This is a genomic window from Streptomyces sp. P17, from assembly GCF_032436805.1.
Taxonomy (GTDB): Bacteria; Actinomycetota; Actinomycetes; order Streptomycetales; family Streptomycetaceae; genus Streptomyces.
This window is the reverse complement of sequence record NZ_JAVRBF010001224.1, coordinates 1-251: the sequence shown is the minus strand read 5'-3', so window position 1 is coordinate 251 and position 251 is coordinate 1. Positions and strand designations below refer to the sequence as shown.

General features: G+C 51.8%; 1 protein-coding gene. It reads left to right on the top strand.

Features of this window, described 5'->3' with window-relative positions:
• Positions 1 to 61: 61 nt before the first annotated feature.
• The coding region (locus tag RMT89_RS44490) for a glycoside hydrolase domain-containing protein (RefSeq protein WP_315889444.1) at positions 62 to 251 on the top strand (190 nt) is incomplete at its 3' end.

Below are 251 nucleotides of genomic sequence, written 5' to 3'. Positions count from 1 at the left end.
CAATCGATTTGAGTTTTACTATCAGATGCCTGACCAAACAGGGAATGTGGGTCAATTCTCCATGGCCAATGAGCCCAGCCTGCACATCCCTTATCTGTACAACTACGCAGGTCAGCCGTGGCGCACCCAAAAGCTGATCAGGAAACTGGTGGGTGAGTGGTTCCGTAATGATCTTATGGGAGTACCGGGTGACGAAGACGGCGGTGGCATGAGTGCGTTCGTAGTCTTCTCCATGATGGGTATGTATCCCG